Genomic DNA, 25,450 nt, shown 5'->3' on the forward strand with positions numbered 1-25,450 from the left:
TTCACCTTCTGTTGGAACGGGTGGAACGGGAGAGTCGGATAAGAGGGAGGGAGGGGAGGGAATGGAGGGAACGGGCGGGACGGTGGGAACGGGCGGGCTCAACAGGTCGGTGGTCCTCCGGTCGCTGCGGTCATCGGGGGAATGGCTTCTCCGGTCGTCGCGGTCATCGGGTCAACTGCGGGGCCGGCGCCGACGCGGGCAGGAAGCCGACGGTCGCCGCCCAGGTCAGGGCCGCGGACCACCACCGCGCGCTCGGCTCCGCGAACCGTACGCCGAGCCGGTCGAGTACGGACGTCGTCCACGCGCTGTCCACGGCGACGTTCCGGTCGCCGAGCTGGAACCAAGTCGACGCCAGCCGGGCCGTCATCGGATCGTCCCGCTCGGCGCGGGCCAGCGCCGCCGCGAACGTGTCGTCGTCCGTCAGGCTGATCGGATAGCCGTGCTCGATCATCCAGTCCACCAGCTCGTCGTGGGCCACCGTGTGCGGCGTCTCGACGTGGTAGACGCCCGGCGCCGCGTGCGGATGGGCCGCGATCGCCGCGATCCCCGCCGCCACCGTGTCGACATGGGAGAACTCGAAGGTCGTCGACGGCCGGCTCGGCGCCGCCCCGGCCAGGATGTAGCCGCGGACGGTCTGGTAGATCCGATTGTCCTGGACGTTGCGCTGGAACGCGCCGGTGCGGCTGTGCGCCGCTATGTGGCCGCTGCGGTGGATATATGCCTGACGCCCCGTCAAGGCCCAGGCGCGTACGGTCTCCTCGGCCCGGAACTTCGCCCTCTCGTACGGCGTACGGAAGACCTGACCAATCCTCAGGTCCGCCTCGCTGAACCGGCGTACGGGCCCGTCGACGCCGCCGGACACGGCGAGCGTGGACACGTGGTGGAAGCGCGCCGCGGGGGCCTCGGCGTCGATCCACGCCAGCAGCCGCCGGACCGCGAGGTTGTTGGTCCGCTCCAGCTCCGTGGGCGAGGCCACCAGGCGCGTGTCCGCGGCGGCGTGCACGACGACCTGGGCCTCCCGGGCCCGGGCGAGCCCGGCGGGGGACAGGCCCAGGCCCTCCCGGTCGATGTCGCCCGCGATCACGTCGACGCCCCTGGTGCCGGCGGCACCGCCGAGCCGCCGGACCGCCGCCGCGTCGCTCTCGCCCCGCACCAGACAGGTGACCCGCGCGCCGCGTTCGGCCAGTTCGGTGAGCAGGTGACCGCCGAGATAGCCGGTGGCCCCGGTGAGCAGCGCGTGGACCGGCTCCCGCACGACGCGCCATCGACCGCGGGGCGCGGGGGCGCCGGTGTGCAGCAACTGCCCCGACGTCGACACCGCCGCCCGCGCGTACGGGGCGGGCGCGGCGTCCGCCGCGGCGGCCACGGTCCGGGCGAACCCGGCGAAGACCCGCTCCGCGTTCTCGTGGGACAGCCGGGGCCACGCGTACACGAGGTCCGTCACCAGCCTGCCGCCCACGACGCGGGCGGTGAGGCGGACGCGGTAGAGCGTGTCCCCCGTGGTGCAGCGGGCCGAACCGGCCTGCTCGTCCGCCACCGACCAGCCCAGCGACGGCTCGTCGGGCAGCCGGAACGTACCGAGGTAGTTGAACGCCACCTCGGGGCGGATGCCGTCGACGTCCATCGGCAGTTGCGCGGCCCGGTGCAGGCGCTCCTCCGCCTCCCGAATCCGCCGTTCCCCGCTCCGGTCGCCGGGGGCGTCGAGGGCCACCCACTTCACGGCGGTGAACCAGCCGACCGTGTCCAGATACCGGCCGGCGTCGGGGACGGTGCGCGGCGCGCTCGTGCCGTGCGCGTCCGGGCCGCGTCCGTTCGTGCCCGGCCCGCTTGTGCCCTGCGCGGCCGGGGGGTGTCCGTTCGTGTTCGGCCCGCTCGTACCGCGTCCGTGCGTGTCCCGTCCGTGCGTCTCCACCTCCACGCCGAGACTGGGCTGCCCGCTCCAATCCGCCATGGCGTCGGCGAACGCCGACAGCAGGACCGCTTCGAGCCGCTGCGCACGCCCGTGCCGGGCCACCAGCCGTTCGGTCGCCCGCTCGTCGAGCGTCCAGGTGAGCGTCGCCGGTTCGGCGTCGCCCGTCGGGTCGTCCACGGGCAGCAGCGGGGCGACCGCGCCGTGCACGGCGGCGGTGTCCGGCGGCGACGCGGCGGCCCACTCGTAGAAGTCGGCCGTCGGCGGCAGCTCCGCCGGGGCGCCGGCCAGCTCGGCGCGGTACGCGGCGGCGAGGTCGTCCAGCAGGATGCGCCAGGACAGCCCGTCGACGACGAGGTGGTGAGCGATCACCGCGAGCCGGTCCTCGACACCGGGCCCGCCCGCGAAGAGATGGACGCGCAGCAGCCGCCCGGCCTCCGGGTCCAGGCTGCGGTGCAGCTCGGTGCAGAGGCTGCGCACCGTCTCGGCGACGGCGGCGGGGCCCGTCGGCCGGATCGAGGAGTGGGAGACCACGTCCAGGTCGGCCACCGGGCGCGGTTCCCCCGGACCGCCCGGGCCGACCGGCTGCCGCAGCGCCGGATGGCGGCCCAGGACCGCCGCGAGCGCCGCCGACAGGGCGCGCGGGTCGACCCGTACGGCACAGCGCAGCACGACGGACTGGTTCCAGTGCCGCGGTTCGTCCACCGGCTGCCGGAACAGCCACCGCTGCGCGGGCGCGAGCCGCCGACGCCGCTCGGCGGTCGCCGCGACCGCGCGCGGCCGGGGGTGGTCGGGGGCCGCGAGCGCCGCCGCCGACAGGAGGGCCGGGGTCGGGTGCTCGTAGAAGTCCTCGAACGCGACCCGGTGGCCGCGCCGGCGCAGGAACGCGATCGTGCGCATCGCGAGGATCGAGTCCCCGCCCAGGCTCAGCACGTCTGCGTGCGCGTCGACGACGGGCAGCCCGAGGGCCTCCGCCCACAGCTCGGCTATGGCACGGGTCAACGGTTCCTCGGCCCGGCCCGTCGGCCGCGGGTCCGGGACCGACTCGGGGCCTGCGGCCGGCAGGCCGGTGACCGCAGCCGGTGCCGTGTCCGTTCCCGATCCGGGGCCCGTTGCCGTCTCCGGTCCCGTGCCCGCCGTTCCTGGTTCCGCTCCCGCTGTCGGCGCCGGCTCCGGGGCGGTCCCCCCGGCCCGTACATCGTGCGCCGTCCCGTCCTGGCCCGCGCCGCCCTGCCCCGCGGCGTTCTGACCCACCACGCCCCGGCCCGCGCCGCCCAGCTCCGTACCTCCCCGTCCCGCCCCGCGCGCCCGGGTCGCGATGAGGTCCGTCACGACCGTGGCGAGGCGCTCCCGGTCGAGCTTGCCGTTCGGCCCGTACGGGAAGTGCGGCACGGCGAGGATCGGCTGCGGCACCGAGTAGCCGGGCAGCCGGTCGCGGAGGTACGAGCCGAGCGCGGCGATCGTCGCGGCCTCCTCGTGCCCCTCGGACAGCCGTACCGCGGCCAGCAGTTGACGGCCCGTCGGCGTGTCGCGGACGATCACCGCGGACTGGGCGACGCCGGGGAACCGCTCGACGGCGTGCTCGATCTCGACGGGGTCGACGCGGTAGCCGCGGACCTTGACCTGCCGGTCGGACCGGCCGACGAAGACGAGGTTGCCGTCCGGGCGGCGACGGCACACGTCGCCCGTCCGGTACACCCAGGCCCCGTCGCGCTGGATGAAACTGCGCGCCGTTTCCTCCGGCCGGCCGAAGTAGCCCGCGCTGACGCCCCGGCCGCCGATGTGCAGCTCGCCCTCCGGGCCCGCGGGCACCAGGCGCAGCTCCGTCTCGCCGATCGCGGTCCCGATGGGCACCGTCGGTTCGTCCGCGGGCAGTTCGGCAGCCGAGGAGGCGAGGAAACAGGTGGCGCCGACCGTCGTCTCGGTCGGTCCGTAGTGGTTGGCGACGCGCGCCGCGACCCCCTGCTGGAGGAGGCCCGCGGCGAGCGCGCGCGGCAGCGGCTCGCCGCCGAGCAGCACGGTGTCCAGGGCCGGGGCGTCGCCCGGGCGGCCCGGCAGCAGCGCCGTCAGGTGCGACGGCGTCGTCTTGAGCACGGACACGCCCGCCGCGCGCAGCGTGGCCCAGAAGGACTCCGGGTCGCGCGCCCGGTCGTCCGGCACGACGTGCACCGAACCGGCGGTCGCGAGCGCGAGCAGCCATGCCGTGTGGCCGAGGTCGGCCGCCAGCGTGGTGACGTGGGCGACGCACGGCGCGTCGGCGTCGGTGAGCCCCAGCCGGTCGCGGAGCCCCTGCGCGTAGTGCACCGTGTTGGCGTGGGTGACCGCGACGGCCTTCGGCTCCCCGCGCGACCCCGATGTGAAGGAGAGGTACGCGATGTCCGCCGGCCGGCAGCGGTCGGCGGCGGGCGACTCCACCGGGGCGGAGACGGCCAGCGCGTCGATGTCGAGCACCTCGGTCCCGTACGGCTCGGGCGCCCGGATCGCCGGGGTGGTGGTGAGCGCGCAGCGCGCCTCGACCGACGCCAGCCGCCGCAGCACGTCGGCCGCGCTCCACCCCGCGTCGACGAGCACCGCCGCGGCGCCCGAGCGCAGCACCCCGTACAGCAGGGCGCACATCCTGGCGTCCCTGGCCCCGAACAATGCCACGCGGTCGCCACGCCCGACGCCGAGGCCGCTCAGCCGGGCCGCGACATGGCCCGCCACGACATCGAGCGACCGGTAGTCGAACGTGCGGTCGCCGTCGCTCAGGGCGGGGCGGTCCGGGTGGCCCGCGGCGTTGCGGATGAGCAGGTCGGACAGCGATGCGGTGGATCGAAGGGCAGACGTCATGTTCGTTGGCCTCCGGTTGTGGCACGCGACGAGATGTCTCCGGCGATGAAGGCGGTCAGCTCCTCGCCGGCCGGGAGGCGGCCGGACAGCTCCCACGCGACCATGCGGTGCAGCCCGTCGAGGTGGATGAAGCCGTCGCCGACGCGCACGTCCGCGTAGTGGTCATGCGGTACCGGGCGGGTGCTGAGGTAGAGCGAGGTGAACGCGGAGTCCCGGAAGAGGTCGAGCTTCGCCGTGCACACCGGATTGCCCCCGGCCCACTCCGTCCCCCGCGCCCGGACGATCCGCGCGGCCTGGCCGACGGTGAGCCCCGTACGCGGCACCATCTCGTACGCGCCGCCCTCGCTCAGGTGCCAGGGCAGCATGACGTCGAGGACGTCCGCGCGGCACAGCCGGACCTCCGACCAGCGGCCGAAGCTCTTGTCGGCCAACTCCAGGCAGTTCTCCGTGTCCTGATTGGTGTTTCCCTGGTGCTGCCTGGCGACGGGGTGCTCCCGCCGGAATTCCCGCTGCACCTCGTCGAAGGTGACTGAACTGACGAACCGCATGCGCGATGCCCCTTCTCATGGTGAGTCGGCTCCTGATACCGGGTCGGCTCCTCATAATGAGCCCGGCCCCCGTTCCGAGCCGGCTTCTCATAGCGATTCGGCGTACTCGGTGAAGTGCCGCTCCGCGAACAGCTCCGGCCACCGGCCGCCGCCGAGGCCGAGGTCCCGCGCCCGGGCGAGCATCCCCCGCCAGTAGGGCTTCACGGGCCGCCACCGGGCACCGGTCTGGCAGTACGACGCGTCGACGAAGTAGCGGGGGCGGGCCGCCTCGTCGGGGCCCGGCACGGGCCTGCGGGCGTGCAGCAGAGCCGAGTTGACGAGCACGGTCGAGCCCGGCGGCAGGCTGTCGATCTCGACCTCGCCGGGCAGTTCGGCCGTGCCGAGGTGGGCCAGCGCGGACTTGCTCCGGGGCTCGCGGTGCGAGCCGGGCAGCACGGTGAGGTTGCCTATCGTGCCGTCCAGGCCGCCGATGTAGTGCAGCGTGTGCACCATCAGCAGCGAGGGGTCCCCGTCGTCGTTGGGTTCGTAGTCGTGGTGCCACGGCTTGCCGGCCATTCCGGGATTGTGCCGGTCGCTGTGCAGATGATGGAAGACGAATGAGCTTCCGATGAGTTCCCGCAGCACGCCCAGCAATGGCTCATAGGTCAGGAGTTCGCCGTGGGCGGGCAGCTCCAACTCCAGGAACGGCAGTAAATCGTCGGGGGAGGGGTCGACACAGGCGGCAATGGAGCGGGCGCGCAGTCCGTCGTCCACCCAGTGGTCCACCTCGACCGTGAGGCGATCCCGTAGCGACTCGGGCAGCAAGCCGGGGAGAACGAGGTATCCCGACTCCGCGAACTGCTCCCGGCGCGTCAGGACGGTCCCGCTGTCCTTGTATATCGGTGGCATGTGGGCATTCACACCCTCTCACGTGACGATCTCGTCGTGAACGTGTCTTGCAAGTGGCCGGTTTTCATGGGGTTTCCATGGGACGAACCCGGTTCAATGACTCTTCGATACCGCTCGGTAGCTTCACTGGAATGCGGGGAGAACGGCTTGTTGCGGGCCGGACAGGTGCCGGGGCGGCCGCGGCGATTCCGTACCGGCCGGGCCGGTGCGGGCCGGTACAGGCCGGTGGGGATTCCGTGCCAATCGACTGTGAGCGGCATGGGCGGGGTTCGGGTCAAGGTTCTGGTCAAGCTTTGGGAAATTCGCGGCGGCGGCATACCGGGCCCTCATACCGGGTCCTCATGCTGGGCCCTCATATCTACGGGATCAATGACCGAGACGCGCTCGGTATCGCGAGGTGGGGATATGCGGGGGGTGGCCGGCGCCGGGCGTTCGACGGTCGGTTCGGCGACCTCCCGGGTATCGGGGGCAGTCGGCGAACTCGCGCTGCCCAGCGGAGAAAACCTGGTACCGAGCCATACGAGGAACTGAACGGCGGCCGCGCCCGCGAACAGCGCCGGGGCGCCGAACTCGGTGAGCAGCAGTCCGCCGCTCACCGCGCCCAATGGCACGGCCGCGAAGGGCACGGCGCGTTGCAGCCCGACGACCCGCCCCAAGTACGCGGCGTCGACGGCCCCCTGACGGTAGGTCCGCCACGGGACGATGAACAGTGAAGTCGAGGCCCCGGCGAGAAACCAGGAGACGGTCAGCGCGCCCACATCGATTCGGACGGCGGGCAGCAGCAGCGCGACGGCCATCGCCCCCATCGCGCTCTGCATGAGCGCGCCCGCCGAGAACCTGCGCAGCAGGGCGGGCGCGGCCGCGGCGCCCAGCACGGCGCCGAGCCCCTGCGCCGCGGAGACCACCGCGAGCGACGCGGAGAGCCGGCCGTCCGGACCCGCCACGATGTAGATCAGATTGGCCGTGACGGCGGGGAAGGAGAAGTTGGACAGCGTCAGCAGCGCCGTGGCCCACAGCAGCCCCCTGTTCTTGACGACGACGCGCAGCCCGGCCACCGAGTCCGCGCCCAGCGAACGGCACCAGGCGCGCAGCGGCAACCGCCCGCGCCGCCCGGCCGCCAGCACCGCCGTGCCGCTGATCAGCGCGGCGGACAGGGTGAACGAGACCGCGTTCGCGAGGCTCGCCACGGTCGGCCCCAGCAGCGCGACGACCGCCACGCCCGCGACGGGGCCGACCATGCTCAGCGTGCCGTCCGCCGCCTGGAGCCAGGCGTTCATCGCGGCGCGCCGCTCCAGCGCGACCCGCTCGGTGAGGAACCCCTGGAACGCGGGGAACGAAAACGGCCGAACACAGCCCAGCAGGAAGGCGGCCGCCATGACGGGGCCGACCGACGCGTGGGCCAGGCACAGCGCGCCGATCCCCGTGACGATCACCGCGGAGGCCACGTCGCACCGGATCATGAGCCGCCGCCGGTCGGCACGGTCGGCGACGACCCCGCTGAACAGTCCGATGACGACGTAGGGCACGAACTCGACCGCGTAGGTGAGCGCCGTCGAGATCGCCGAGCCGGTCAGCCGGAGCACCAGGGCCGGCAGCGCGAACCGGAAGATCCAGTCGCCGCCGCTGGAGACGATGAAGGCCGCGCGCAGCAGCACCTCGTCCCGGCGGCGGATTCCGTCGCTCATGAGCGGGCGACGGCGGCGGCTCCGATCGGTGGTCGACGGGCGGGTGGGGCGCCCCTCCTGTCAAGCCGTCCGTCAAGACGCCCGTGAAGGCGCCTGTCGAGACGTCCGCCGATACGTCCGTCAAGACGCTCATCAAGGCGGGCGCGTCTTTCAAGGCGTATGCATCTCAAGGGGGATTGACCCGGACTGAATGTCAAGGGGGCCCGGCTCGGGCGACTCCGGGGTGCCCGTTCGTCGCGGCGTGACGGCGTAGCCGGCCTTGGCGGCGTATGGGATTCGATCGAAGTCCGTGTGATGTTCATCGACAATCCCCTCGGCTGCGTCCGTGGGTGGTGCACGATTTGGCGGCCGCTTCGGTGTGTGTGCCGGGTAAGGGGGATACTGCGAAGTCAGGCAGACCCATGACTGATGCCTCATCAGGAAGAAAGCCCGGATCGGTCGCGGCTGACCGGGATTCGGTTTCGACACGCTGGGAATGGGCGGCCGCTGAAGCGAGGCCGCGCCTAGTGGGCGGCCCCACGGCCGGGGTTCTGGGGGAGTGCGGAGAGCCTGACTAACCGGTGCTCTCAGCAACGCAGTTGGTATACGTGGCGATCAATGAGAGGTGAACTTAACAAGGCCCCAAGCATCATGTCTAGACCTCTGCGGAGAGGCGCTCCGGAAGCGTTGTGTGACGCGGTGTCACGAATATGTGACCTGGGCCACATAGTTCTTGACAGTCTTCCGGGCCCTGCTCAAGCTCGATCTGCGTTGGCCTGAACCAAAACATTGCTCTGGGTCGACTCGGAGACGGAGGCTCATGCTCCAGCCGTCAGATGTTTTCTCGGCGGGTGCTCGGCATTCACCCGGCGAACGCCGCGCGCCGACGCAATGGCGGGCGCACGGGCGCTATTGCGCGGGGTGCAATGGCTGCGTGGTTGCGCGTGGCGCAATGGCCGTATGAGGGCAATGCCGCGCGGGTTGTCGTGGCTATGTCGCCGCGGGGGCTTCGGATTCCCCAGGCGGGCCGTATTCGCCTGTGCGCCTTCGGGCCGCGGCGTTTCCGGACGCGGCGTTTCCGGGCCGCGGCGTTTCTGGACCGCGGTGCTTCCGGACCGCGGTGCTTCCGGGCCGAGGCGCTTCCCGGTCGTACTGAGGCCGTCACACGTATGACCCGGCCGACAGCGCCGTCGGCTGGGTCATACGTGTCGCGGTCTCAGCCGTCGCAGCGACCGCGGTCCGCCGCCTCCAGCGCGAAGTCGGACACGGTGTTCCGCTCGTCGAAGGCGACGCGGTACCGCTCGCCGTGCTTCCCGCCGGGAGCGGGCGTCTCGTAGATCCAGTCGTCGATCTTCTTCAGCCGGGGGTAGGCGGCCTTGACCCGGTCCAGGGCGGTGCCCATGGTGACGCCCTCGGGGGTGTGGATCCGGTCCGTACCGGTGATCATCGCCACGCCCTTGCGGGACTCGATGAAGACGCCGCCGCCGGGGTTCGGCTTCCCCTCCGCCGGGCGCAGCCGGTAGACGGCGCAGCCGCCGCCCCCCTTCTTGTCCACCAAGAGCCCGGTCCGCTCCGCGGCCTGCTCGGACTGCCCGAGATGGAGGCTTTTATAGCCATTCGTGCCCAGAACGCCGCCGCTGGGCGCTTCGGCCGACGCGGCGGCGCTGCCGAGCGGCGTGAGGAGCAGCAGCCCGGTTGTCGCCGCGGTGGCGATGACGCGCTTCATCGTGAACTCCGTTCCCTTGCTGATGTGGTGCGGATGCGACCCGGTAGCCCCCGGCCGTCCCTCTGGCGTCCCCCAGTCACTTCTCTTGCCTTGTACGGCCATGCCTCTTACGTTGTCCGGCTACCTCACTCGCGTTTCCCGGAGCACGTACCCGAGCGGCGACCGCCCACACCGTCCGCCGCTGTCGCGCCTTGCGATATCGGGTTGCTACACCGACCCGGCAGGATCTCAACCGCATGTCCCGTAGCGGCTGCCAGGACGTCGATCAGACCGCAGGTGACCGGCGCGCTCTGGAGCAACCGCTGAGAGCACCGAACTTATGGCCCGACTCGCTGCGAAGGAGCCCTGAGGCGCGATGGTGCATGGAACCGGTTCCGGCTCGCCCCTGTTGTGGATGCTGAGCGGCGGCGGCAGGGGACCGCTGGCGGCCCGGGCACGGCGCCTGCGGGACCACCTCCGGCGTCAGGAGGACTGGCACCCCGTTGAGGTGGGGCGTGCTCTCGTCGAGTCCGGGTTCGCCGGTACCGCGTTCGCCGATCCCGCGCCCGCCGGTACCGCAGTCGTCGGTTCCGCGTGCGTAGGGGCCCCTTGCGCCGGTTCCGCTCGCATCGGGTGGCGGCGCGCCGCGCTGGTCGCGGAGGACCGTGCCGGATTCCTGGACCTCCTGGACGCGCTGGCCGACGGGCGGGGCGCGCCCGGACTGACCGAGGGGGAGGGCGAGGGCGGAGCCGGGGGAGAGAACCAGAGCGGCGGGGGCGTGCCAGGCGCGGGCGCGGCCTCGGACGCGCGGGCGAGCGCGGGCAACGGCCGCGGGCCCGTGTTCGTATACCCGGGCCAGGGCGCGCAGTGGCCCGGCATGGCGGCGCGGCTGCTGGAGACCTCCCCGGTCTTCCGGCGCCGGATGGACGACTGCGCCGCGGCGCTCGAACCCTTCACCGACTGGTCGCTGGTCGACCTGCTGCGCGGCGCGCCAGGCTCGCCGAGCCTCGGCCGCGCGGATGTCGTGCAGCCCGTGCTGTTCGCGATGACGCTGTCGCTGACGGAGCTCTGGCGCTCGTACGGTGTGGAGCCCGGCGCCGTACTCGGCCACAGCGTCGGCGAGATCACCTCGGCCGCCGTCGCCGACGCGCTGTCCCTGGACGACGCGGCGCGGGTCGTCGCCCTGTGGAGCCAGGCCCAGGCGACGCTGGCCGGCCGGGGCGAGATGGTCTCCGTCATGGCGGCGGCGGAGGATCTGGCCCCGAGGCTGGAGCGCTGGTCCGGGCGGCTGGCCGTCGCCGCGGTCAACGGCCCCCGGTCCGTGATCGTCTCCGGTGACGCCGACGCCGCCGAGGAACTGCTCACGGATCTCGAACGGGCCGGGGTGCACGCCAGGAAGGTCGCGGTCGGCCTCGCCGCCCACTCCGCGCACATCGACGAGATCGTCCCCCGGATGCGTACGGACCTCGCGCCCATCCGGCCCCGTCCCGCCCGGCTCCCCTACTACTCCGCGCTGACCGGCGGGTTGTTGGAGGCGCCGGCCCTGGACGCCGACTACTGGTGCCGCAACCTGCGGCAGACGGTGCGGTTCGAGGAGGCCACCAGAGCCGCGCTCGCCGACGGCTACCGCACGCTGCTGGAGGTCAGCCCGCACACCGTCCTCACCTCCGCCATGCAGGCCACGGCCGAGGAGAGCGGCGTCGACGCGCACGTCATGGGGACGCTCCGACGGGACCAGGGGGACCGAAAGAGGTTCCTGATCTCGCTGGGGGAGCTGTGCGTGCACGGGGTGGAGCCCGACTGGCGGGCGGTGTACGCGGAGGACGACCGTCGTGGCGAGAACGCCGCTGACCACGCCGACTCCGAGGCGGTACGTACCCGGCAACTGCGCGAACTACGCGAACTACGTAAACTTCGTGAACTCCTCGAAACGCTCGAAGCTCAGGAAGTTCAGAAAGCGCGGGAACCACAGGAAGCGCTCGAAGTTCTCGGACCGGACGGTGGGGGCGCGGACCTCGCATACCGTGTGGAAGGGGCCGCCGACGCTCCGGGGAGCGCGCTCCGCGCCGAGCTGGCCGCGCTTCCGGCGGCGGGGCGGCGCGCCGCGCTGCTGAAGCTCGTCGCCCGTGAGGTCGCGGGGCTCCTGGGGCGGCCCGGGCCCGTACCGGCGGACGAGCCGTTCCTCGACCTCGGCTTCGACTCCGTCACGGCGGTGGAGCTGCGCAACCGGCTCGGCGCGGCCACCGGGCTGCCGATACCGGCCACCGCGGTCTTCGACCACCCGACGCCGGGGGCCCTGGCGGACGCGCTCGGCGCGGAACTGACCGGCGACCGTACAGAGGCCGAGACCGAGGCCGAGGCGGAAGACGACGACGAGACCGGGGGCATCAAGGACGCCGCCGCGGACGACGACCCCGTCGTGATCGTGGGGATGGGCTGCCGCTACCCCGGCGGCGCCGGCACCCCCGACGACCTGTGGCGGCTGGTGGCCGACGGCACCGACGCCGTGACGCCCTTCCCGACCGACCGGGGCTGGGACACGGCGGCCCACTACGACCCGGAGCAGGGCCGGCCCGGCCGCTACTACCAGCGGGAAGCGGGCTTCCTGCACGAGGCGGCCGACTTCGACGCGCGCTTCTTCGGCATCTCGCCCCGCGAGGCCCTGGCGATGGACCCGCAGCAGCGGCTGCTCCTGGAGACGGGATGGGAGGTCTTCGAACGGGCCGGGATCGACCCGACGTCGCTGCGTGCCAGCCGGACCGGGGTGTTCATCGGCGCGATGACCATGGACTACGGGCCGCGTCTCCAGGACGGTGCCGAGGTCGGCGGGCACCTGCTCACCGGCAATACCGGAAGCGTCGCGTCCGGTCGGCTGGCCTACGCACTCGGGCTGGAGGGCGCCGCGATCACCGTCGACACGGCGTGCTCCTCCTCGCTGGTGGCCTTGCACCTCGCGGCCCGCGCTGTCCGCTCCGGCGAGTGCTCGATGGCCCTGGCCGGCGGCGCGACGGTGATGTCCACCGTGGGCATGTTCGTCGAGTTCAGCCGCCAGGGCGGGCTCGCGCCCGACGGGCGCTGCAAGGCGTTCGCGGCCGGCGCCGACGGGTTCGGCCTGGCCGAGGGCGTCGGGATGCTGCTGCTGGAACGGCTGTCGGACGCGCGGCGGGCCGGGCACCCGGTGCTGGCGGTGGTGCGCGGCAGCGCCGTCAACCAGGACGGCGCGAGCAACGGCCTGACGGCCCCCAACGGCCCGTCGCAGCAGCGGGTGATCCGGGCGGCGCTGACGGACGCCGGGCTACGGGCCGCCGATGTGGATTTGGTGGAGGCGCACGGTACGGGGACCCGGCTCGGCGACCCCATCGAGGCGCAGGCGCTGCTGGCGACGTACGGTCAGAACCGCCCCGCCCAGCGGCCGTTGATGCTCGGCTCGCTGAAGTCGAACATCGGTCACACGCAGGCGGCGGCCGGCGTGGGCGGCGTGATCAAGACGGTGCTGGCGATGCGGCACGCCATCATGCCGAAGACCCTGCACGTGGACGGCGCGACGCCCAGCCCGGAAGTGGACTGGTCGGCGGGCGCGGTGGAACTGCTCACGGAGGCCCGCCCCTGGGAGGCCGTCGACAGGCCGCGCCGGGCGGGCGTGTCGTCGTTCGGCGTCAGCGGCACCAACGCGCACGTCATCCTCGAAGAGGCACCGCCCGCGCCCGAGGAGACGGCGGGGCGGGTGGCGCCGGGCATGGGCACGGGCATGGGTACTGAGAGCGACGGTGCGCCCTACCGATCGCCGGTCCTGGCGTGGCCGCTCTCCGCCAAGAGCGAGCAGGCGCTGCGGGAGCAGGCGCATCGACTGCTCGAAGCCCAGGCAGAGTTGAGCGAGGAAGCGAGCGCGACAGCGAGTGCGGCGGACACGGTGCCTCCCTCGCGCCTCGCGGACGTGGGCTACTCGCTGGCCACAGGCAGGGCCGCTCACCAGCACCGGGCCGTGCTGATCGGCACGGACGCGGAGGACTTCCGGCAGGCCCTGACCGCCTTGGCCGCCGGCTCGGCGGCCCCCGGCCTCGTACAGGGGCCGGTCGGCGCGGGCGGCGAGGTGGCCTTCGTCTTCCCTGGACAGGGGTCGCAGTGGGTGGGTATGGCTGCTCAACTGCTGGACTCGGAGCCGGTGTTCGCGGATCGGGTTGCTGAGTGTGGGCGGGCTTTGGCGCCGTTCGTCGACGGGGGCGTTGTCGTTGGAGGACGCGGCGCGGGTGGTGGCGCTGCGGAGCAAGGCGCTGCGGGTCCTCTCCGGGCGGGGCGGCATGGTGTCCGTCGCCCTGCCCGCCGGGGAGGTGGGGGAGTGGCTGGCCGGTGAGTGGGGCGGTGAGCTGTCCGTCGCCGCTGTCAATGGGCCCGCCTCTACCGTGGTGTCGGGTGACGCGGGGGCGTTGGACGCGTTGCTGGTGCGGGCCGAGGAGCGGGGGGTGCGGGCGCGGCGCGTGCCGGTGGACTACGCCTCGCACTGCGCGCACGTAGAGGACATTTACGAACAACTGCTTTCTGAGCTAAATGAACTGACGACACGACAAGCTGACGTGCCGTTCTATTCGACGGTCACTGGCGGGCTACTGGACGCGACTGTTCTGGACGCCGAGTACTGGTACCGCAATCTGCGGCAGACGGTGCGCTTTGAGGAGGCGACGCGGGCGCTGTTGGCGGAGGGCTTCCGGTGCTTCGTGGAGCCGAGCGCCCACCCGGTGCTGACGGTCGGCGTGCAGGAGTCGGCGGAGGCCGCCGGGGTCGAGGCCGTGGTGCTCGGCACGCTGCGGCGTGACGAGGGGGGCCGGGACCGGCTGCTGCTGGCGTTGGGGCAGGCGTGGGCGAGCGGACTGCCGGTGGACTTCTCCGGCACGTACCCCGGCGCGCGCCGTGTGGAGCTGCCCACCTACCCCTTCCAGCGCGAACGCTTCTGGCTGGAGGCTCCGCCTCCGGCCGCGCCGGTGGCGTCGTCCGCCGCTGCCGCCGACGACCTCTTCGAAGGGTTGGAGAGGGAGGATCCCGCGCGGCTGTCCCAGACCCTCGGGGTCAGCCTCGAAGCGCTGGGGGAGGTCCTTCCCGCCCTGGCCGCGTGGCGCTCCGTGCGCTCGCGCGAGCGGCGCGCGGACTCCTGGCGCTACCACGTCGGCTGGCGTCCGGTCCCGGTGCCGATCCCGGCTTCGCCGGGTGTCCCGCTCACCGGCCGGTGGCTGGCCGTGGTCCCTCAGCAGTCGGAGCCTTCCGGGCCCGCCGGAGGCCACGCGAGCGACGCCGTGGCCGCAGTCCTCGCCGCTCTCACCGCGGCCGGCGTCGGCCTGGCCGTGGTCACCGCCACCGGCCCGGGCGCGACCCGAGAGGAACTGTCCGCCGCACTGTCGGAAGCGGTCTCGGCGGCTTCAGCGGCTTCAGCGGCCACGGCGGCCACGACGGCCTCGGCTGTCGACGGGGCTGGGGTCGAAGGGGGTGATGGGGCCGACAAGGCCGACGATCGGGAGCCCGTCGCCGGGGTGCTTTCATTCCTCGCCTGGGAGGAGCGAGTCCACCCCGAACACCCGGGACTTCCAGGCGCGTTGGCGCTTACGCTCGCCCTGGCGCAGGCGCTCGGGGATGCCGGGGTCGAGGCCCCGCTGTGGCTGCTGACGAGCGGCACGGCGGTCGTGGGCGGGGCCGAGAGGCCCGGCGCCCCCGCGCACGCCGCCGTCGCCGCGCTCGGCCGCACGGTGGCGCTCGAACACCCGCAGCGCTGGGGCGGGCTCATCGACCTGCCCGCGGCTGCGCTGGACGAGCGTGCGGCCCGCCGGCTGTGCGCGGTGCTGGCCGGGGCGGCGGCGGCCGACGAGGAGCAGGTGGCGGTGCGCTCGACCGGAGTGCACGGGCGGCGGCTGCTGGCCGCGCCCCCGCGCCCGTACGAGACCGCCGGACGCTGGGAAAGCGGCGGTACGGTCCTGGTGACCGGTGGTACGGGCGGCGTCGGCGCGTGCACGGCCCGTCGGCTCGCGGAGCAGGGCGTCGAACGGCTCCTCCTCGTCAGCCGACGTGGCCCCGACGCCCCAGGCGCGGGGGAACTGTGCGCGGAACTAGCCGAGTTGGGGGTAGAAGCCTCCGTCGTGGCCTGTGACATCGCGGACCGGGAGGCGCTGGCCGCGCTGGTCGCCGGTATCCCGGACGAGGCCCCGCTGACCGGCGTCTTCCACGCGGCGGGCGTGCTGGACGACGGGCTGCTGGACGCGCTGACCCCCGCCCGGCTCGCCGTCTCGCTGCGGGCCAAGCTGACGGCCGCTCAGAACCTGCACGAGGTCACGGCGGGCCTCGACCTCTCCGCGTTCGTCGTCTTCTCCTCGGTGATGGGCGTCGTCGGCAACGCCGGGCAGGGCAACTACGCGGCGGCGAACGCCGCGATGGACGCCCTGGTCGCGCTCCGCCGCGCCGACGGCCTGCCCGGCACCTCCATCGCCTGGGGAGCGTGGGCCGTGACCGGGATGCTGGACGGCGAGGTGGCGGCGCGGCTGCGGGACGCCGGGATGCCGGTGATGGAACCCGACACGGCCGTCACCGCCATCGGCCGGGCCATGGCGGAGGACGACGGCCTCGTCCTGGTGGCGGACGTCGACTGGCGGCGGTACGCCGCGGGCACGGGGCTGCGATCCGGTGCGCTGCTGGCCGAGTTGCCGGACCCGAGGCCGGGGACGGGCGCAGGCGGCGAGAGCGCGGCGACCGGGGTGCCCGGGGCCGGTGATGGAACGGGCGGTCAGGACGGGTCCGTGCGGGCGCGGTTGGCCGCGCTGACGAGTGCTCAGGACCGTATCCAGTGCGTCACCGACCTGGTGCGCACCCACACGGCCGCCGTGCTGCGGCACCGTACGGCCGACGCCGTGCGGCCCGCCGAGGCGTTCGCCGCGCTGGGCCTCGACTCCTTGACGGCCGTGGAACTGCGCAACCGGCTCGGCGGCGCGACGGGCCTCAAGCTGCCCGCCACCGTGGTGTTCGACCACCCCACGCCGGGCGCGCTCGCCGAACGGCTCCTCAGCGAGCTGTCCGAGGCCGTGGGCGCTGCCGTCGCCCCTACGGAGCCGGCGACTGAGGACGCCCGGGCGCACGCACGCCCGTACTCGTCCCGCGACGACGACGATGATCCCATCGCCATCGTCGGCATGGGCTGCCGGTTCCCCGGCGGCGTCGAACGCCCGGAGCAATTCTGGGATTTGCTGGCCGAGGGCGTCGACGCGGTGGGGGACTGGCCGCTGGACCGGGGCTGGGACACGGAGGGGCTGTACGACCCCGACCCGGACCACCCGGGCACCACCTACAGCGATCAGGGCGCCTTCATCGCCGATGTGAGCGGATTCGACGCCGAGTTCTTCGGCATCTCGCCGCGCGAGGCCCTGGCGATGGACCCGCAGCAGCGGCTGCTCCTGGAGACCTCCTGGGAGGCGATCGAGCGGGCCGGGCAGGACCCGAGCGCACTGAGAGGGCGTCAAGTCGGGGTGTTCTTCGGCACCAACGGGCAGGACTATCTCGCCCAGTTGGAGGGCTCGCCGGGCGCTTCCGAGGGGCACTTCCTCACCGGCAACACCGCCAGCGTCCTCTCCGGCCGCGTCTCGTACACCCTCGGCCTGGAAGGGCCCTCGCTCACCCTCGACACCGCGTGCTCCTCCTCGCTCGTCGCCCTCCACCTGGCTGTGCAGGCGCTGCGCCGCGGCGACTGCGAGCAGGCGCTCGCGGGCGGCGTCACCGTGATGAGCACGCCCAAGCTCTTCGTGGAGTTCAGCCGCCAGCGCGGGCTCGCGCCCGACGGCCGGTGCAAGGCGTTCTCGGCGGACGCCGACGGCACCGGCTGGGGCGAGGGCGCGGGCGTGCTGCTGCTGGAGCGGCTGTCGGCCGCCCGGCGCCATGGCCACCCCGTACTCGCGCTGGTCAGCGGCGTCGCCGTGAACCAGGACGGGGCGAGCAACGGGCTCAGCGCGCCCAACGGGCCCGCCCAGCAGAACGTCATCCGTGCCGCCCTCGCCGACGCCGGCCTGCGGCCCGAGCAGATCGACGCGGTCGAGGCGCACGGCACCGGCACGACGCTCGGCGACCCCATCGAGGCCCAGGCGCTGCAAGCCGTCTACGGCGCGCGGCGGGCCGCCGGCCGGCCGCTGTGGCTCGGCTCCGTCAAGTCCAACATCGGGCACACGCAGGCCGCGGCGGGCGTCGCGGGCGTGATGAAGATGGTGCTGGCGCTCGGCCACGGCGAACTGCCGAGCACCCTGCACCTCGGCGAGCCCAACCCGCACGTCGACTGGTCCGCGGGCACGATCCGGCTGCTCGCCGAACGGACGCCCTGGCCGGAGAGCGACGGCCCGCGCCGCGCGGGCGTCTCCTCCTTCGGCATCAGCGGAACCAACGCGCACGTGGTCCTGGAACAGGCCCCGGAGGGTACGGACGGGTCGGCGGGGAGGGGCACGCCGGCGGGTACGGAGGGGCCTCGCCCCCTGCCCGTACCGCTGCTGCTGTCCGCCGCGACCGGCCCGGCGCTCCGGGCCCAGGCGGAACGGCTGCACGCCCACCTCGCCGCCCACCCGGACACGGACCTGGCGGACGTCGCCTACTCGCTCGCCTCCGGACGGGCCGCGCTGGAACACCGGGCGGCGGTCCTCGGTACGGAGCCGGAGTCCGTGCTGCGGTCGCTGCGGGCGTACGCCGAGGGCCGCCGCCCGGCCTCGGTGCTCACCGGCACGGCGGGGCTGCCCGGCCGCACCGCCTTCCTCTTCCCCGGGCAGGGCAGCCAGCGCGCGGGCGCCGGAGCGCGGCTCTACCGCGACGACGCCGTCTTCGCCGACGCCCTCGACGAGGTGCTGACCGAACTCGATCCGCACCTCGAAGTGCCGCTGCACGACGTCCTGTTCGCGGAGAACGGGACCCCCGAGGCGGAGTTGCTGGAGCGGACCCGTTACACCCAGCCCGCGCTGTTCGCGCTGGAGACCGCGCTGTTCCGGCTCGTACGGCACTGGGGCGTACGGCCAGATCTGCTGATGGGCCATTCGATCGGCGAACTGGCCGCCGCGCACGCCGCCGGCGTCCTCGACCTGCGTGATGCCTGCGCGCTGGTCGCGGCGCGCGGCCGGCTGATGGACGCGCTGCCGGAGGGCGGCGCGATGGTGGCGATCGAGGCGGAGGAGGCAGAGGTCCGGAGTGCCGTAGGTGATGAGCAGTCAAGTGGGCTTGTGGCTGCGGATATCGCCGCCGTCAACGGGCCCGACTCCACCGTGGTATCCGGTGACACGGAAGCGGTGCTGCGGCTGGCCGAGGCGTTCCGCGCCCGTGGCCGCCGCACCAAGCGACTGGCCGTCAGCCACGCCTTCCACTCCGCCCGCATGGACGGGATGCTCGACGAGTTCCGGCGAGTCGCCGAGGGGCTGACGTACTCCGCGCCGCGGATCGCGGTGGTCTCGAACCTCACCGGCGAGCCGGCCACCGCCGAGGAGCTGTGCTCCCCCGACTACTGGGTACGGCACGTGCGCGGCACCGTGCGGTTCCTGGACGGGGCCCGGCGGCTGCGGGCGGAGGGCGCGACGACGTTCCTGGAACTGGGGCCGGGCGGAGTGCTCTCCGGCATGCTGCACGGCTGCCTGGCGGACGCCGACGGCTGCGAGACGCTGCCGGTGCTGCGCGAAGGGCGGCCCGAGACGGCGGCCGTTCGGGGAGCGCTCGCCGGATTGCACGTGCGCGGCGTGCCGGTCGACTGGACGGCCGGCTGGCGCGGTGTGGACGTACGCCGCGTCGGCCTCCCCACCTACGCCTTCCAGCACAAGCGCTTCTGGCCCCAGCCGTCCGAACCCGCACCGACCCCGGTCGCGGGGCGCGCGTCGGACGAGCTGTGGGACCTGCTGGACGGTCCGGACGGCGTACGGGCCTTCGCCGCCGAACTGGGGCTTGGCGAAGGCGCCACGTTGCAGGACGTACCGGGGGCCCTCGCCTCCCGCCGCTCCCGGCGCGCGGCCGACGCCGCCGCCGAGCGCCTGCGCTACCGCGTGGGCTGGCAGCCCCTCGCCGTCCCGCCCGCCCCCGACCTGCCGGGGACCTGGCTGCTCGTCGTCCCGGAGGACGGGGCGACTGGGTCCGCCGGGCCGGGCTGCGCGGGGCTGGCCCTTGCCTGCGAAGAGGCCCTGGTCCGGCACGGTGCCGAGGTCTCGGTCCTGCGGGTCGCAGCCGGGACCGGGCGCGCGGAGCTGGCCGGTCTGCTGCCCGCCGACCGCTCCGACGTGGTGGGCGTCCTGTCCCTCCTCGCGTTCGCCGATGCGGAGGCCCATGCGGATGCCCATGCGGATGTGGAGGACGGCCGCTCGGCTTTCGGCTCCGACGCGCCGAGCGCTCCTCTCGCGGCGACACTGACGCTCATTCAGGCGCTCGGCGACCGCGAGCTGAACGCGCCGCTGTGGTGCGTGACGAGCGGGGCCGTGGCGCCGGTCGGGCCTGATGCGGCGTCAGCACATGTGGCCACAGCGCCCGAAGCCCCTGTCCTGCCCGACGGCTCCGCAGTCGGACCGTACGAGCCCGCCCTCACCGACTCAGCCCCCACCGACTCCGTCCCCATCGACCCCGTACAGGCCCAGATCTGGGGCCTCGGACGAGTCGCCGCGCTCGAACTCCCGCGCCTCTGGGGCGGGTTGATCGACCTGACCGGTGCGTTGGACGGCGGTGAGTTGGAGGACGGTGCGCTGGACGGGATGTGCGCGGTGCTCGGCGGGGCGGACGGCGAGGATCAGGTCGCTGTCCGGGGCGCGCGGCTCTTCGGGCGCCGGCTCGACCGGGCGTCGGTTCCGGCCCGGCCCGCCGCCGAGGTGTGGAAGCCGCGCGGCACCGTGCTGATCACCGGCGGTACGGGCGGGCTCGGCGCGCACGTGGCGCGGAAGCTGGCGGCGGAGGGCGCCGAACACCTCGTACTGCTGAGCCGGCGCGGCCCGCGATCGCCCGGCGCGGCGGAGCTGACCGCCGAACTGTCGGCGCTCGGCGCCCGTAGCACCGTCCTGGCCTGCGACGTCGCCGACCGCGCCGCGCTGACGCGGGTCCTGGACGGGCTGCGGGCCGAGCAGGAGACCGTACGGGCCGTCGTGCACACCGCGGGGCTCACCTCGGACACCAGGATCGAGCACTGCACGCCCGACGGCGTGGCGCGCGAGACCGCCGCCAAGACGCGCGGCGCCGACCACCTCGACGCGCTCTTCGACAGCCCGTCGCTGGACGCCTTCGTCCTCTTCTCCTCCATCTCCGCGACCTGGGGCAGCGGCGGCCAGGCCGCCTACGCGGCGGCCAACGCCCACCTCGACGCGCTCGCCGCCGCGCGGTGCGCCCGGGGGCTCGCGGCGACCTCCGTCGCCTGGGGCCCCTGGTCCGGCGCGGGCATGGCGCACGGGGACGTCGGCCGCCGGCTCCGGCGGCACGGCCTGGTGCCGATGGAGCCCGCGGCGGCACTGGACGCGCTCCAGCGGGCGCTGACGTACGGCGAGAGCGAACTGGTCGTCGCCGACATGGACTGGCAGGGCTTCCTGCCGGCGTTTCTGTCGGCCCGCGACAGCGCGCTGCTGCGCCGCCTCCCGGACGCCGCGCCCGCTGCCACCGCCGGTCCCGACGCCGAGGGCCCCGCGGAGTCCGGGGCGGACGCCCACGACGCGTGGCGGCGTGCGCTGGCGGAGCTGCCGCCGGACGAGCGCGGGCACCGGCTGCGCGAACTCGTACGAGCCGAGGCGGCGGAGGTGCTGGGCCATGACTCGACCGGGTCCATCGACGCCGACCGGCCGTTCCGCGACGCGGGCTTCGACTCGCTGACCGCCGTCGAACTCCGCAACCGTCTGATCGCCGTTACCGGCCTGGCCCTGCCGCTCACCACGGTCTTCGACCACCCGACGGCCACGGCCCTCGGCGACCACCTGCTCGCCGAGCTGACGGTCGCCGAGCTGACGGGCGGCGAGCGGGACGGTGCGGGGCTGGCGAGTGCCGGTCCGCAGGGTGCCGGTTCGGGGGGCGCGGCGCGGTGGCTCTCCACCTCGGCGGCCACGCCTGTCTCTGTGGACTCTGCTGCCTCTGCTGCCTTCGATGCCGCTGCTATCCCCGACGGCCCCGACGCCCCCGCCGCCCCGGCCGGTGAGCCGCTCGCGATCGTGTCGATGGCCTGCCGCTTCCCCGGCGGCGTCCGCTCGCCCGAGGGCCTGTGGCGGCTTGTGGCCGACGGCGTGGACGCCATCGGGGACTTCCCCGCCGACCGTGGCTGGCCGCTGGCCGAGCTGTACGACCCGGACCCCGAGCGCCAGGGCACGTTCTACGCGACGGGCGGCGGGTTCCTGGACGGCGCGGGCGAGTTCGACGCCGAGTTCTTCGGGGTGTCGCCGCGCGAGGCCCTGGCGATGGACCCGCAGCAGCGGCTGCTGCTGGAGACCGGATGGGAGGCGCTGGAACGGGCCGGGATCGACCCGGAGACCGTACGCGGCGGCCAGGGCGGCGTCTACATCGGCGTGGCCTCGCAGGGGTACGGGACCGGGGCGCAGGACCCGGCGGCCGACGTCGAAGGGCACCTGCTCAGCGGCACCGTCACCAGCGTGGCCTCCGGCCGGATCTCCTACATCCTGGGCCTGGAGGGGCCCGCCGTGACCGTGGAGACGGCCTGCTCGTCCTCGCTGGTGGCCCTCCACCTCGCGGGGCAGGCGCTGCGGTCCGGGGACTGCTCGTTCGCGCTGGTCGGCGGGGCGGCCGTGATGGCGAGCCCGGACGTCTTCGTGGAATTCAGCCGCCAGCAGGGGCTGTCGCCAGACGGGCGCTGCCGGTCCTTCGCCCAGTCGGCGAACGGCACGGGCTGGGGCGAGGGCGTGGGCGTACTGCTCGTCGAGCGGCTCTCCGACGCCCGGCGCCTGGGCCATCCCGTACTGGCGCTCGTACGCGGCACCGCCGTCAACCAGGACGGCGCGAGCAACGGGCTGACCGCGCCGAGCGGGCCCGCGCAGCAGCGGGCCATCACCGCCGCGCTCGCGGGCGCCGGACTGCGGCCCGAACAGATCGACCTGGTCGAGGCGCACGGCACCGGTACGACGCTCGGCGACCCCATCGAGGCGCAGGCGCTGCTGGCGACGTACGGTCAGAACCGCCCGCAGCGGCGGCCGTTGTGGCTCGGTTCGCTGAAATCCAACATCGGCCACACCCAGGCCGCCGCCGGTGTCGCCGGCGTCATCAAGACGGTCATGGCCCTGCGCCACGGAGTGCTGCCGCGCACCCTGCACGCCGAGGAGGCGTCGCGCCGCGTGGACTGGTCCACCGGCGCGGTCCGGCTCCTCTCCGACCCCCGCCCCTGGGACACCGGCGACGAGCCACGCCGTGCCGGCGTCTCCGCCTTCGGTATGAGCGGTACGAACGCCCACGCCATCCTGGAACAGGCCCCAGAGGCCGCGCCGCTTCCGCACCACCACGCCGCCCCGAGCCCGCGCGGCGCTGCTGCCGCACCGGCCTCGCACGGTGCTGACGATGTTGACGGGCCCGAGGCTCCGGGCGCCGGGGGCCGGGATGCCCTCGGTGCGGTCACGGTGGTTGAGGCCGCTCCGTCCGCCGGCGCCACCGAGGAGCCCGGGTTCACCGGGCCCACCGGGCCCGCGTCTGTCGGAGCGTCCCCCGTCCCCTGGTTGCTCTCCGCCCGTACCCCGGGCGCGCTGCGCCGGCAGGCGCGGCAGTTGGCGGTGTGGCTGGAAGAGGACTCGGGGCTGGGGCCCGCTGATGTGGCGGTGGCGCTTGCTACGACGCGTACGGCTTTCTCCTGCCGGGCGGCTGCGGTCGGGACCGGGCGGGGGGAGCTGCTGGACTGGCTCGGTGCGGTTGCCGAGGGGGAGGTCCTGACCAGTGCGGGCCGGGGGCGGGGGAAGGGCGGGCGGACGGCCTTCGTGTTCCCGGGGCAGGGGTCGCAGTGGGTCGGCATGGGGAGTGAACTCCTCGGCCGGGAAGCGGTGTTCACCGCTGCCATCGAGAGGTGCGCGGCAGCCCTGGCCCCCCATACGGACTGGTCCTTGACGCGCGTACTGCGCAACGAGCCTGACGCGCCGTCACTCGACCGGGTCGATGTCGTGCAGCCGACGCTGTTCGCCGTGATGGTCGCGCTGGCGGAGTACTGGCGAGCCATCGGCGTCAGGGCCGACGCCGTGGTGGGACACAGCCAGGGCGAGATCGCCGCCGCCTGCGTGGCGGGCGCGCTCTCGCTGCCGGACGCGGCCATGGTGGTGGCGCTCCGCAGCAAGGCGCTGCTCCGCATCGCCGGCCGGGGCGGCATGGTGTCCGTCGCGGCGTCCGAGGAGCGGGTGCGCGAACTGCTGGCGGACGGCGACGGAAGCTGCGTCGCCGCCGTGAACGGCCCCGACGCCGTGGTCGTCGCGGGCGAGCCGGACGGGCTCGACGCGCTGCTGTCCGCCTGCGAACGGGACGGCCTGCGGGCCCGGCGCATCCCCGTCGACTACGCCGCCCACTCCGCCCAAGTAGCCGAGATCAAGGACGAGTTGCTGAAGTCACTCGCCGGGGTCCGCCCGCGTTCCTGCGTCGTACCGATGTACTCGGCGGTCACCGGCGGGCCCATCGACGGCACCCTCCTGAACGCCGACTACTGGTACCGCAACCTGCGCGAACCCGTCGACTTCGCGGGCGCCACCGGCGCCCTGCTGGTGGCGGGGCACGATCTGCTCATCGAGGTGAGCCCGCACCCGGTGCTGCTCGCCGGGGCCGAGCGCGTCGCCGAGGCGGCCGGCCGGACGGTGACGGGCGTGGGGACGCTGCGGCGCGACGACGGCGGCCCGGACCGGCTGCTGGCCTCCTCGGCGGAGGCGTGGGCGGCCGGCGCCCCCCTCGACCGGCGCGCGCTGCTGCCCGAGGACGCCGAGGCCCGGCCCGTAACGCTGCCCACCTACCCGTTCCAGCGGGACCGCTACTGGCTCCCCACCCCGGGCCGCAGCGGCGCCCTCGCCCTGGCCGAGCGGGCACCGGCCACCACGCCGGACCTCACCGCGGAAGCCACCACGCCGGGCCTCAGCGCGGCGGCCAACGCGACGGGCCTCACCGCTGAGGCCAACGCGACGGGTCTCGCTGCGACGGCCGGTTCGGCGGATCTCGCCGCGGCGTCCGACACGGCGGATCTGGGAGTCGCCGCCCCCGGCGCCAACGCCTCCCCGGAGCACGCCTCGGCGGCCGACGAAGCCGACGAGGTGGAGTCGCCCGCCGCCCGGCTCGCGGCCCGGCTGGCGTCGCTGGACGAGCCGGGGCGCCGCCAGGCGGTTCTCGACCTGGTCACCCGGCACGCCGCCGCGGTCCTCGGCCACCCCGGCGCCGGCGCCGTACCCCCGGACCGCGCCTTCTCCGACGTGGGCTTCGACTCGATGCTCGCGATGCGGTTCCGCAGCCGACTGTGCACGGCCACCGGGCTGTCCATCCCTCCGACCGTCGTCTTCGAACACCCCACCCCCGCCGCGCTCGCCGACCACCTCCACGACGAACTGAGCGCCGCCGTCCCAGCGCCGGTCCGGCTGACCGAGCTGGACGACCTGGCGGCCAAGCTCGCCGCCCTCACGCCGGGCGCCCCCGGCACCGAGGAGATCGGCGACCGGCTGACCGACCTGCTGCGCGACTGGACCCGGCGCGTCGACCCAGCAGGCTCCGCCGCAGCCAACGGCCTCACCGGTCACACCAGCCCCACCGCACCCAACGGCTCCACCGCACCCGCCAGGCCCACCGACCCCACCGGCAGGCCGGCAGACGCCCCCGCCGGCCACCCGGCCGACGAGGCGGCCCCGGTGGCCGCCCCTGACCCGGCCTCCGCCGACGCGATGGCCACGGCCTCGGCCGACGAGCTGTTCGCACTGCTCGACGACAACTTCGGCATGGCCTGAGAGACGCC

Annotated in this window: 6 protein-coding genes and 1 pseudogene; 2 read left to right on the forward strand and 5 right to left on the reverse strand. The window is 74.1% G+C overall.

Annotation, left to right across the window (positions count from 1 at the left end; genetic code table 11):
• Positions 1–163 precede the first annotated feature (163 nt).
• From IF55_RS32340 to IF55_RS32360, 5 genes are all read right to left on the reverse strand, one after another.
• A complete protein-coding gene (locus IF55_RS32340) occupies positions 164–4,738 on the reverse strand; it encodes an AMP-binding protein (protein WP_037966857.1) in 4,575 nt (1,524 codons plus the stop codon).
• On the reverse strand, positions 4,735–5,286 hold the full coding sequence (locus IF55_RS32345) for a DUF6309 family protein (protein WP_030890302.1): 552 nt from the start codon (positions 5,284–5,286) through the stop codon (positions 4,735–4,737). The genes IF55_RS32340 and IF55_RS32345 overlap by 4 nt, the downstream gene beginning before the upstream one ends.
• A gap of 87 nt (positions 5,287–5,373) precedes the next feature.
• A complete protein-coding gene (locus IF55_RS32350; protein WP_048832934.1) occupies positions 5,374–6,174 on the reverse strand; it encodes a phytanoyl-CoA dioxygenase family protein in 801 nt (266 codons plus the stop codon).
• Positions 6,175–6,500: 326 nt separating this feature from the next.
• A complete protein-coding gene (locus IF55_RS32355; RefSeq protein ID WP_030890308.1) occupies positions 6,501–7,859 on the reverse strand; it encodes an MFS transporter in 1,359 nt (452 codons plus the stop codon).
• Positions 7,860–9,054: 1,195 nt separating this feature from the next.
• A complete protein-coding gene (locus IF55_RS32360) occupies positions 9,055–9,564 on the reverse strand; it encodes a hypothetical protein (protein ID WP_030890312.1) in 510 nt (169 codons plus the stop codon).
• Positions 9,565–9,919: 355 nt separating this feature from the next.
• Here IF55_RS32360 and IF55_RS40995 point away from each other — a divergent pair.
• Positions 9,920–13,714 (forward strand): annotated as a pseudogene (locus tag IF55_RS40995) (acyltransferase domain-containing protein); the annotation flags it as partial.
• Between the two features lie 52 nt (positions 13,715–13,766).
• Entirely contained in the window at positions 13,767–25,442 is an 11,676-nt protein-coding gene (locus tag IF55_RS32365; protein ID WP_157857240.1) for a type I polyketide synthase, read from the forward strand.
• Positions 25,443–25,450 lie beyond the last annotated feature (8 nt).

This window comes from Streptomyces varsoviensis (assembly GCF_000718635.1).
In the GTDB taxonomy this organism is placed as follows: Bacteria; Actinomycetota; Actinomycetes; order Streptomycetales; family Streptomycetaceae; genus Streptomyces; species Streptomyces varsoviensis.